The following is a 10,809-nucleotide window of genomic DNA, read 5'->3' as shown; positions in this document are numbered from 1 at the left end:
CTCGCGCGGGGAAGAGAAGAGCAGCACCGGCGGGCTAATGCCCGGCTTAGAATTACCCCCGCTCGCGCGGGGAAGAGAAGAGCAGCACCGGCGGGCTAATGCCCGGCTTAGAATTACCCCCGCTCGCGCGGGGAAGAGTTCAGCCCCCGCGGGAACATACGCGCTCAAGTGGAATTACCCCCGCTCGCGCGGGGAAGAGTCTTTGAGCCCAGCGGCTTGGGCTTCTGCTTGGGAATTACCCCCGCTCGCGCGGGGAAGAGTATTGCGCGGAAGATCATGAAACCATTTTCGAGGAATTACCCCCGCTCGCGCGGGGAAGAGCCGCTCCGGGGTGCGGGTATATTGAATTTCACGGAATTACCCCCGCTCGCGCGGGGAAGAGCTGCGCATTCCGCTCCGGCTCCGACCGCCCTCGGAATTACCCCCGCTCGCGCGGGGAAGAGCGGCAAGGGTTGCCGAATCGGTGCGCAGCGTGGGAATTACCCCCGCTCGCGCGGGGAAGAGTGACGGTCGCGCTCCAATGCGCGCGGGTCGATGGAATTACCCCCGCTCGCGCGGGGAAGAGATCAGCAACGCGGGGGCGATTAGTAGGGCTGTGGAATTACCCCCGCTCGCGCGGGGAAGAGGACGGGACCCTTTCCCTTTCCCTGGAAGCAAAGGAATTACCCCCGCTCGCGCGGGGAAGAGGGGCTTTCAGGGCTTCTTTATATTCCTTGAGGGGAATTACCCCCGCTCGCGCGGGGAAGAGTAGGCTAGGCGCTGCGCATGAAACATGAGCGCGGAATTACCCCCGCTCGCGCGGGGAAGAGTACCCGTGATCTAGCAGCAGCGATTAGCGCATAGAATTACCCCCGCTCGCGCGGGGAAGAGAGCACCCGAAAATCAGGAACACCCTCGAACTTGGAATTACCCCCGCTCGCGCGGGGAAGAGTCGGTCCGGTTTGCTACGGCGCAGGTGGCGCGGGGAATTACCCCCGCTCGCGCGGGGAAGAGGGGACTACTACTACAGCGACGTGTACCCCAGCGGAATTACCCCCGCTCGCGCGGGGAAGAGCATAGCTGGCTGCTTGCTGGATTTGCCACTGTGGAATTACCCCCGCTCGCGCGGGGAAGAGTCCCGCGTATCACGAGCTTTTGGATTCAAACCGGAATTACCCCCGCTCGCGCGGGGAAGAGACCCACACCCAAAATCTCTGCGAGCTCTGAGCGGAATTACCCCCGCTCGCGCGGGGAAGAGTATCCCGCAATGAATACAATGAGCTGGCTACCGGAATTACCCCCGCTCGCGCGGGGAAGAGAATGCCTGGAAGATGATGAAGAGATGACGGCAGGAATTACCCCCGCTCGCGCGGGGAAGAGCGGCTTTCATGCTCGGTAGCTTGGGTTTCGGGGGAATTACCCCCGCTCGCGCGGGGAAGAGATTGCCTGACCTGGTTGTTTATCGGCGGCGGACCCGGAAATCGCAATGGAACAGAGTTCCAGATTTGCGGCTCGCCGGGAGATACGCCGATTCGCCGAGCGTAACAACCACGTTAGTTCCCACCTCTTAAATTTAGCTTATTCCGGCATGCCTATCTTCATCGGACACAGGCTCGTGCCCCCGATTATCCCGTTTGGCTATAGTGACCGTGCGCTTGCGAACCCGGCTCCTCCGTTCGCGATGAATCGGCGCATTGCTAACCGAATCAGGAGAGCTGAGCGAAGCACCTGGCAGATCGACATCATCCGGTTCCACACCAACTGCGTCCTCCGCACCCGTCCCGATAACCAGCATGCCATCCAGATCAAGGACAGGACGACTGCCACTTCCCGTGCTGCGTAGCGCGAAGCCTTGCTCACGGGCGGCGTCGTTATAAATAAGAGTGAGACTTCCGGAACCAGCGGCGGATACCGCGCGTTCCCACAAATTGTCCCGCACCCGCGCGGAAACAACGCCCACGTACAATCCGGTGGTGACCTCGGAAAGAAACCTGCTCAAGTATCCGCGCAGGTGATCTGGGATGGCGACCGCATTAACAACAACGAACAACACAGCCTCCTTATCCGTATTGGATGTGGCCGGAAACTTCAACGTTATTACCGGAGATGAGTCGGTCGTCGTCGCGCGCGGGGAGGAAAGGCTGGAGGATGTCCATGATGGTGGCGAGCATATCGGGAAGAATGCGGTGGTCTACGATAGCTCTCCGCACCGCTTTGCGGACAGCCGTCATGGGGTCTTCTTCACGCGCGGCCGCGAACACCAGAGGAATCGTCACGCTCGGTTTGAACAGATCCGCGAGGTCAAAAAGTAAGGAGCGCGCGTCGCCGCGGTGAATAATCCCCAGTGCCGGGTTGATCCCCAGTGCCGCGCACACGGAAGCTGCGCACCCGTAGAGTATTGAATTCGCCAAGTTCAGGCCGGCATTGACCGGGTCGTCCGAGGAAGTATCACGCGTGAAACTCCCGGTTCCATATTTTGCTGCCATCGTGCGGTAGGTATTGCGCATGAGCTGCCCCTCCAGCCCGCGCATGGTGGCAATAGAACTACCAGGCGCATTCTCCACCCCCAGCTGCTTTTTGTAGAGCACCAGCGCGGCTTCGCGCTGCCGGGCTTCATTACTCACCAGCCGGGCTTGTGCAATGGCCCATCGTGCGCTCGAGGTGAGCGGCGTGGCGTGGGTATACAGGGGCACGCCTCCTCCGCCGGTGATAAGAACGGTGGTTCCGGCGCGGGCACAGGAGGTCAGCGCTGCGCTAGAAATTGAGGTTCCGGGGCCCAAGGTAAGCACTGCTAACCCGGCTACGGGGAGTTGGATCGCCCGGGCACGGGTGCCTTCCAAGGATCCATTCTTTCCTTCCCGGCCGGCATCGTAGGCCACTACGCCCGTGCGCGATTGGCGGATTTGCACGTATTCGAGGTAGAGGAAGGAGATCCGGTCCTCAAGGCGCACCTGCTCGCTCGCCTTGATAGTGCGGAAGGCCAGAGCCTCATCTGAGTAAGCCATGTTTACTCCTTCCCGGTGGCGGGCTGTGCCGGTGCGCCCGAGCAGTGGGGATCCGGAATGCTACCCGGCACAACGAGCCCGATGAGCGGGTCGTAATGAGCTGCGCCGTCGTTTAAAACGTGGTACCGGCAGAGTAGCGACGGCGCATTTTCAAGCGATGTCGCATCCGTAAACAGTGTTTTCGCACGACCCGTAACCGTGACCGGAACGGACGCACGCAAAGCGCGGCGTATGCCTTCACGGTCACTGCCGCGCAGCTTCCCCAAATCTTCAGGGTCCCCGGTCCACGCGCCGGGGATAATATCCGGATCGCCGCATACAATCAGGCGGGTGGTTTCAACTTCAATGAGCCTGGTTGAGCGCTCGTCCCCGAGGTTTTTATCACGCTGCGTCATGGCGGTGAAAGATTGCACCTGGGAGCTTTTGCTCAGGCAATATTTCATATCGTACGTAGCGTTCCGGGCGCGGATTGCCGCCAGTGATTTCTTCGCGAATTCATTGAGTTCATCGGGTTTATCTTCCTCGATATCCGCCAGCAGCAGGGTGCCAGTATCTACAAATTCCTGGCAATCCTCCGGGATTCGGATGTTGTTGTGTTCTTTGAGCCATTTCTCCACGCGTGCAAGTTCGCTGGCTAGGTACGGTAGCTGTTCCCCTTCGGTGCCATTAATAGCGACGACGGACACTCGCGGCCCGCTCAGTCCCGGCACTCGGGTGGCGCGGTTCGGATCTGCGGAACGCCACAGGCGCCCGGCACGCTGAATGAGGGACGCCGCCGGGCATAGCTCGGTGCGAAGCAGGTCGAGGTCAATATCTAGGGAGGCTTCGATTGCTTGGGTTCCGATAACCGTGAGCGCCGCGCCCGTGCTACCCGATCCGATTTCGTGTTCGAGGAGTTCAGCGTTACGACGGCGATGCTCAGCTGTCATGCGGGAATGGAGGATAACAACGTTGCCCTCGGCGGCGAGGGCTCGGGTGAGTTCCTGGGCACGCGCAACTGTATTGCACATGACTCCGATGCGGGCCTGGGGGTAACGCCGCCGCTGGTCACGCACCCAATCGCGGTGCGAACTAACGAGCTTGCAATACTTTTCGGTACTGCGGTCAATAGTGAGGGTACGGGGCGGGCCGTCGGGGCGAATACTCCGCAGCTGGGTTCCGGTGGTATCCAGGTTTTCCAGGAGGGGGAAGTGCGCTTCGCCTTGCGGGGGTTGGCCCGTATACGCCTCGAGGTAGGTGGCGCGTTGAGCGGAGGCGAGGGTGGCGGAAAGGAAGGTGACCCGGGTGTTCGTGGCGCGCAGCCAGAGCAGAAGGTTGCTGAGGAGACCGCTCTGGTACTGATCGAGGGTATGGACTTCGTCCACAACAACGTGGGCATTGGCCAGGGCGAGGAGCCGCAGGTGTGTCCATTTTGCTGGTAGGGCACCCAGGAGTGCCTGGTCCACTGTGCCGACGCAGACGGGTGCCAGAAGGCGGGAGCTTCCGGAGCGAACGAAGTCGGTGGGGAAAAGGCCGGCTGTGCTAGCGCCGTGCTCCGCGGAGGTGATGCTGGCTCTGCCCGGGGCTTCGCTGCGGTCATTCCCCACGGTGACCGGTTGATTATAAAAATCTTCGGTGGAGGCGAGGGAATGCGCGAGGGAAGCAACATTGGGCGTTCCCGCGTAATAACGCTGGATACGCCGCATAAGTGCATTCGAGGTAGCTTGGGTGGGAAGTAGGAAAATGAGACGTTCGTTCGCGGTGGCGTGCCGGAGTAGAGCCGCTTCGGTTTTGCCGACGCCGGTGGGGGCCATGACATTCCAGAGTCCGCAGCCTACCCGGGTGGCTTCTTCCTGGAGCGGGCGCGGGGTGTGCTTTCCGAGGATTGCCCGCTGGCTTTGCTCTGCGGATTCCCATCCGTGGTACACCCCAACGGTTTCTTCGATGCGAGCACGGGCGCGGGCGCGGCATGCGGTGATCCACCCGGCTGGGTCGTCAAGGGTGAGTTTCCCGGCCGCGAGGAATTCCTGCTGGGCGGCCACCCATTCGGTTCCCGAGGCAATGCGGTCGGCGAGCACGGTGAGGCCGGAGAGTAAGATTGTTGCGGTGGGCGAGAGTTCAGCCGGGAGTTCAGCCTGGGTTATGCCAATGCTTTCTTCCAAGCAGGAGATAAGATCATCGGCGAGGGCAAGCCAGCCGGTTTCTTCCATGTCTTCGAAAAGGTAGTTGGTCTCTTCACTGTTCCAGGACGGGGTCTCGAAATGGCCATGATGGCCGAGCGCCGGGATGTATTTCCACGACGGTACTGCATATGCATCGGGAATGATCGCCTTCCGATGCAGTAGCAGCGCTGACATTTTCTGATGGTGACGGATATCGGGAGCGTAATCCTCACAGAAGTTTCGAGACCACTCGGAAATGTCACCAAGTTGGGGTTCGTTAGTACAGAGCGCGGTCCGAATCTCATCCCACTGCGGCCCCTTCTGGGTTTGCTGGTATTGGAATACCGGACAGGCTTTTCCTAGGTCATGAGAGCCGGCCACCCATTCCACCACTTCCCGTTTTCCCGCAGGCCCGAGAACTGTGCGTAGACCGGGCCTCAGCCAAGTTTCGTAGAGGACTCCGGCAGTAGTTGCGGTATCCAGCAAGTGGGCGAGAAGGGGGTAGGACGTTTCCGTACCGCGCTGCTTTGCCCATACGTTGGGGTGCGTGCGCATCACGATAGTGCCTGGACGGAGAGGAGTCCGCAACCGTAGCTTTTTGCACGTCCAACCCCGTTGGTTTGGGCGGTGAGTAGTGCTTCGCTATCTCCCACGGTTGCAACTCCGTTGATCGTATCGATCTGGACGGCGCGTTTGTTTTTTCCCGAACCGGTGGTGAGAATTTCGCGCCGCGCGTCAATGATCTCTGTATTCGTGAGGGCGGGGGCTAGTTTTGCGCTCAGCCATTCAGAGAGGCTTGGGACCCCAAGTTGAGATTCCTCACCGTCAAGCGGAATTGACCGAGTTCCCCCGGTGCCAATGCGTTGAATCGCATTGATTGCGATGCGGAACGAAACTGGAGTTCCAGCCGGGAGTTCCTTGAGTTCAACTTCTTTCATCGCGGCCTCGTGGGGGAGGTTGAGTTGCGGAACCGGTTCGCGGGATTGGATAAGGAAGAATGGGGCATCTCCGGGAACGTGATCCAAGCGGAAAAGAATCCCCATCTCCGCTCGGGGGTGTTCCGCGCCGGTCTGTGGGAAGAGTGCCATGATCGCGCGGTGGCGTACTTGCGGATCCTTCAGTGTCCATCCGCGTTCTGGCTTGTGCAGGGCCACGCGTGAGAGGAGTGTGTGCACCGGTACTTTTGTTAGGAAGATCGGTTGAGGTTCCGATGTGTGTTGATCTGCCATATTCGTCTCCGTCGACTAGGCTCTTAGCGAGCGGTTTCCACGGCTAGCGTGGGTATTTCAGGGTCTAATGGATTGCCTAGATAGGCCGCTTTCCCCGCGTGAGCGGGGTTAACAGCGTTTTCGAGGCTGGGTTTCTCCCTTATCTTGAGTTTCATATTAGCGGGGAGAAACGCAATTGTAAAGACGGGTCAAATGGATTGACAAAGCATTCTTCTCTTGTTAGTCTCGTTTCATCTCAAAGGAGAGGAAGCATGGAAAAAATCAATGCTTTGACGGACATTCCGTTACTGGTTACGCTACGCGGACGATTATCGGTTCGCGATGCGCTTCTTGATGCTCATATTCTAAAAGGGTCCTCCGACAAAGAAATGGGCCGCGAACCGGTGGTCCTGGATAAATCCGTCCCGGGCTATGTGTATGGTGCAGAGTTGCGACTGTTAGCGGCGGTCGTTGCCGTGGTTTTAAGGCAGTCTAATCATGCTCACTGGGATCCATTCCGGATCGACTGGGAACGCATTCTCTCGGAGGGTCTTGAACCCGAGGCGATTGACAAAGCTATTGAAATACTCGCACCGGGGTCCTTGTTATTCGATGACCGGCAGCCGTTTATGCAACGGCCCGCTGAGCCGATGCGTAATGCGAAAGATAATGAGCGCAAACTCGGAAAAGGGGAGCTGCGGCTCAAGAAGCTGTTACCTTCCATGATCTCCGACCAAGGTGAAGAATTCTGGAGTCTGCTAACACAGCGCGATACTCTTTCCCTGGAGGATGCGGCGCTTTATCTTCTCGCCTATCACTGCTATTCGCCGGCTGGAAATAACTCTTACGCTGGCCAAAAAGCTGAAATGGGAAGTCCTGGTTTCCATTTTGTCGGCGTAGGTATGACGGCTACCGAACTGATCTGGGAAGGCTCGTCGCTTCTTCATACGCTTTTAGCGATGATCCCACGCTCATGGGTAGAAGGCGACGGTTTACCAGCATGGGCAGATCGAACCGGATCTCGGGGTGGGACTGATCATCCACTATGGCGGGCTACCTGGTCATCCAATAGTGCTGCCTGCTACTGGGAGGATAACGAGCTCGCCGGTGTGCGCATCGGTGGCGTTCCACCGGCGTGGGTTCCCCCAGAAGCGGGAGCAACGAAAGAGAGCCGAAAAGCTTACTGGGTTGAGCGCGATCAGAGCGATCCTTTCTACCTGTATTTGCCTAATAAGTCCGGCGAGTTAAAGGCTCAGCGAATGGACGTAGGGAGGGATGCGACGGATCTTGCGGTGGAATGGGCCGCACGCGGCAGACTGGCACAAGTGGCCGAAGCGCATGATCGCATTGTTTCCTCTTCTGACTGTCGGTTGATATTCATCCGCCATTACATCGAAGGAACTGCCTCTTCTCCAGTTATCCGTTCCTCGCGGGTTGATGTGGCAGATCCGCAGCTATGGGCTTTCGGGCTATCTGATCGAGCACAGGGTCAAGTCCGGCGCCATGCAGAGTTCATCCAGGCTCTGCATTACTGTGTGATCCAACCTTTCCGACGCGCACGCGGGGCGGCCTCTGTTGCCTCTAATGGAATGCCCACCGTTCTTGACTCGCTTGAAAACTATCGGGATTCGGCATCGGATATTTTCTGGCGCGCGATCACCCGCTCTTATGAAGATTTTCTTTCTCAAGTGACAACCGCTGAGCGGCATCCTGAAGAAATCCGTGCGGCTCGCGGCGGGGCTGCTCAGGTTGCGCTCGGAGCTTTCAATGAAGCTATTGCACCCTATCGGGGGCAAGATCCGGCGCTCTTCGCGGCAGTTTATTCGAATGTTGCTCGTCATATTCGGGCTGTCACAAAACAATTTGATGTTCCCACGGCTTATGAGGAGAAATAACAATGACACAGATAGATACCCCGCAACGGGAGCCTTGGAAGGCGTTGTTGTACGAAATCTTGCAACGGCGTAAAGATCCTGACTATCGCGCTGCGCGTGCCGCAATTCGGCAGGGTGCAACGCCGTTCACTCAAGTGCGTGCTTATCCCTATGTGCTACCAGCAGTGCCCGAAGATGCACGCCCCGAGCAGCGTAATGCCTTGCTGCGAGTGGCAGCCTTGGCTGCGGAATATGATCGCGTGCCTCATTCCCACGAAGGTAAGCGTCGCAACAGTTTGGGGCGGTGGGCATATCGCGTGGCAACCGCTGAGAACAAAAACGGACGCGCACAATCAGTTTCACCAGATAATCCAGGAATGATTGCCGCGCGCCTAGCGTACCTACACACCCAAGATATGGAAGAAGCAGCTCGATCCATCAAACGAATTTTTGATGTGGCATCAACGATTCCGGGTCTGGTTCCTCCTGTCAATTATTTCGATATTGCCGATACGTTGATGCGCTGGGGGAACGGCCTGTCACCTCAATCTCAGCACATTCGAATGCGAGTAATAGAGGAATTCTATTCCGCACCTCAACTTGCGGTTTCGGATCAACCTGAAACCGTTCCTGCCAAAGCTTCTGAAAACTAAAACCATAACCGAGAGGACTAATCATGTACCGTCACCTAACCCTGCATTTCCTTACTCCGATCAGCTACTCGAATCTCAACCGTGACGATTCAGGAACCCCGAAGCGACTCATGGAAGGTGGCGTTCTCCGCGCCATGCATTCCTCGCAGGCCATCAAGCGTGGCGCACGCGTCGCCTACGAAACTGCCAGCCTTGACGTTTCGGTGCGCTCTGGCAAGCTCGAAGAGGTTATTCGCGACGCCGCACTCAAGCTTTCCCCTGATCTGGACCCGAAGAAAACCCTGACAAAGGCTCGCGCTCTCGTCGGTCAATTCACGAAGAAGCAGGCGAAAGCCGATGCTGATGATGGTGCGGGAGTTGCTGAAGCGGATCGTTCGATCTGGTTGAGTGGGGAAGAGATCCAGGTTGCGGCGCAGGTCGTGGCCGGCGAAGTCGATCCTGATACGGAGTTCGTGCTTAACGGATGCACCGGTTCCCTCGCCATTGCCGCTTTTGGGCGTATGTTTGCGGCGAAACCTGAGAAGGGTACAGAAGCCGCGCTGAGCGTATCGCCTGCGGTGACCACCCACGCTGCCACCATTGGCACTGACTATTTCTCGACTGTTGACGATATCCGTGAGCAGAATAAGTTCACCGGGGAAGAATCCCGCAGCGGGGCTACCTACCTAGGGATCAGCCAATTTACCAGCGGTATTTTCTACCGCACGGTGACGATTGATAGGGAACAACTCCAGGCGAGTTGGACCGCTTTTGGTAAACCAGAGGCGGAGGAAAACCTACGTCAGATGATCACCGCTCTTATTTACGGCCAGCCGCGCGGTAAGGAACATTCCACGGCTCCCTACACGCAGCCGGTCGTTGCCCTTGCCGAAGAACAGCGCTACCGCTGCGCCTACAGCTTTGAAACTCCGGTGCAACCAGATAGTTCCCGTGGCGGTTTCCTCGAACCCTCCGTGCGAGCCCTAGGAGAGCAATTCCACGCTGCCCGGCGCTTCGATCCCGATAATTTCGGGGACGCATTGGCTCTTACAGGAACGTTCCCCCAGCTGGAAGAGCTGTTTGGGGTGGAACCCACCTCAAAGAACGGCCTGGTTGACACGGTCGTGGCGTGGATCTTGGGTGGCCAGAATGAGTAATCCAACATTCCTGCGGCTAGCGGGCCCCGTGCAATCCTGGGCGGGACCGCGGGTGACGGGGAACGTGGTTAACTCGGAGCTCCGGCCTACGCGGTCCGGTCTCCTTGGTCTCCTCGCGGGTGCCTTGGGCGCTCCGCGCGAACAATGGCCAGAGTGGTTGGAGGGCGCTGATTTTACAGTACGGGTTGATCGCCCCGGTCGCCTCATCAATGAATTCCAGACCATTAATCCCCGCGCTACCAAAAGCGGTCTCCGCAATGACGAACGTGAGTTCCGAACGCGCCAGTTGTGGATCCGGAAACAAAGCGACTCGGATAAGAATCTCGCTTTCACCCCGGATCAGCAAAACTCTAACGCGATCATCCGCCGCACCTACCTGGCCGGGGCTGAGTTCCTTGTGAGGGTAACGTGCCCGAATCACCAGGAAGAGGTCGACGCCGCGCTGCGCAGCCCTGCCTTCGTCACCTACCTGGGGAAGAAAGCCTTTGCGCCGTCGTTCCCCTTCTATCTGGGACGCGGCGAGGCCGACACGTTCAACCAGATCCCGGTATTCGACCCAGCCTTCAAGAAACCGAAAAAACAGGTCTGGACGTATTCGCGCGCCCCGTACACCGCAGACAGCGGGCCCGGAGCTCTCCCAGGAACGTCGAGCATGGTGGACGTGGTGAGCAATCGAGGCGAGTGGATGAACCGAGTGGCCGCGCTACTCGATCGCTAACGCCCGCTCATGGCCGACGCCCCGGAAAGCTCACCCATGAGTGGTCTTTCCGGGGCGTTCTGCGCGAATCTGTGCACCAGGCCGTAGCACCTAAC

Annotated in this window: 8 protein-coding genes and 1 CRISPR repeat array; of the genes, 4 read left to right on the top strand and 4 right to left on the bottom strand. The window is 58.5% G+C overall.

From position 1 onward, the window contains the following. Positions 1-48: 48 nt before the first annotated feature. Positions 49-1,420: a CRISPR direct-repeat array (repeat unit 29 nt; unit sequence GGAATTACCCCCGCTCGCGCGGGGAAGAG). A gap of 132 nt (positions 1,421-1,552) precedes the next feature. From cas2e to cas6e, 4 genes are read right to left on the bottom strand one after another with little or no spacing between them, the layout of a single operon-like run. Further along, positions 1,553-2,032, bottom strand: coding sequence for a type I-E CRISPR-associated endoribonuclease Cas2e (gene cas2e, locus QP828_RS07895; protein WP_231366661.1), 480 nt, complete (start codon positions 2,030-2,032; stop codon positions 1,553-1,555). Between the two features lie 7 nt (positions 2,033-2,039). Then, entirely contained in the window at positions 2,040-2,984 is a 945-nt protein-coding gene (cas1e, locus tag QP828_RS07890; protein ID WP_016442350.1) for a type I-E CRISPR-associated endonuclease Cas1e, read from the bottom strand. Positions 2,985-2,986: 2 nt separating this feature from the next. Beyond that, entirely contained in the window at positions 2,987-5,680 is a 2,694-nt protein-coding gene (gene cas3, locus QP828_RS07885; protein ID WP_274735125.1) for a CRISPR-associated helicase Cas3', read from the bottom strand. Next, positions 5,680-6,354, bottom strand: a complete 675-nt coding sequence (gene cas6e, locus QP828_RS07880; RefSeq protein WP_274733440.1) for a type I-E CRISPR-associated protein Cas6/Cse3/CasE — start codon at positions 6,352-6,354, stop codon at positions 5,680-5,682. Before cas6e ends, cas3 begins: the two co-directional genes overlap by 1 nt. 251 nt (positions 6,355-6,605) lie before the next feature. Between cas6e and QP828_RS07875 the strand changes: the two genes are divergently transcribed. Genes QP828_RS07875 through cas5e form a run of 4 tightly spaced genes read left to right on the top strand, consistent with a single transcriptional unit; the run spans position 6,606 to position 10,714 of the window. Then, positions 6,606-8,228: a type I-E CRISPR-associated protein Cse1/CasA gene (locus tag QP828_RS07875; protein WP_274733442.1), complete on the top strand. Its 1,623-nt coding sequence runs from the start codon at positions 6,606-6,608 to the stop codon at positions 8,226-8,228. A gap of 2 nt (positions 8,229-8,230) precedes the next feature. Next, the gene (casB, locus tag QP828_RS07870; protein ID WP_274733444.1) at positions 8,231-8,860 is read left to right on the top strand and encodes a type I-E CRISPR-associated protein Cse2/CasB; all 630 of its coding nucleotides are present in this window, start codon (positions 8,231-8,233) and stop codon (positions 8,858-8,860) included. Positions 8,861-8,883: 23 nt separating this feature from the next. Beyond that, positions 8,884-9,996 (top strand): type I-E CRISPR-associated protein Cas7/Cse4/CasC, encoded by a 1,113-nt coding sequence (locus tag QP828_RS07865; protein ID WP_274733446.1) that lies wholly within the window; start codon positions 8,884-8,886, stop codon positions 9,994-9,996. Beyond that, positions 9,989-10,714 (top strand): type I-E CRISPR-associated protein Cas5/CasD, encoded by a 726-nt coding sequence (gene cas5e, locus QP828_RS07860; RefSeq protein WP_274733447.1) that lies wholly within the window; start codon positions 9,989-9,991, stop codon positions 10,712-10,714. Before QP828_RS07865 ends, cas5e begins: the two co-directional genes overlap by 8 nt. The last annotated feature ends 95 nt before the right edge of the window (positions 10,715-10,809 follow it).

Origin of the sequence: Actinotignum sanguinis (genome assembly GCF_030230305.1) — a bacterium.
GTDB lineage: Bacteria > Actinomycetota > Actinomycetes > Actinomycetales > Actinomycetaceae > Actinotignum > Actinotignum sanguinis.
The sequence above is the reverse complement of the archived record's forward strand: the minus strand, read 5'-3'. Positions and strand labels throughout refer to the sequence as shown.

Bases quoted from the DNA above. Each gene is read 5' to 3' on its own strand.
- cas3 (WP_274735125.1), bottom strand. From the start codon at position 5,680: ATGCGCACGCACCCCAACGTATGGGCAAAGCAGCGCGGTACGGAAACG.
- cas1e (WP_016442350.1), bottom strand. From the start codon at position 2,984: ATGGCTTACTCAGATGAGGCTCTGGCCTTCCGCACTATCAAGGCGAGC.
- casB (WP_274733444.1), top strand. From the start codon at position 8,231: ATGACACAGATAGATACCCCGCAACGGGAGCCTTGGAAGGCGTTGTTG.
- cas6e (WP_274733440.1), bottom strand. From the start codon at position 6,354: ATGGCAGATCAACACACATCGGAACCTCAACCGATCTTCCTAACAAAA.
- QP828_RS07875 (WP_274733442.1), top strand. From the start codon at position 6,606: ATGGAAAAAATCAATGCTTTGACGGACATTCCGTTACTGGTTACGCTA.
- cas5e (WP_274733447.1), top strand. From the start codon at position 9,989: ATGAGTAATCCAACATTCCTGCGGCTAGCGGGCCCCGTGCAATCCTGG.
- QP828_RS07865 (WP_274733446.1), top strand. From the start codon at position 8,884: ATGTACCGTCACCTAACCCTGCATTTCCTTACTCCGATCAGCTACTCG.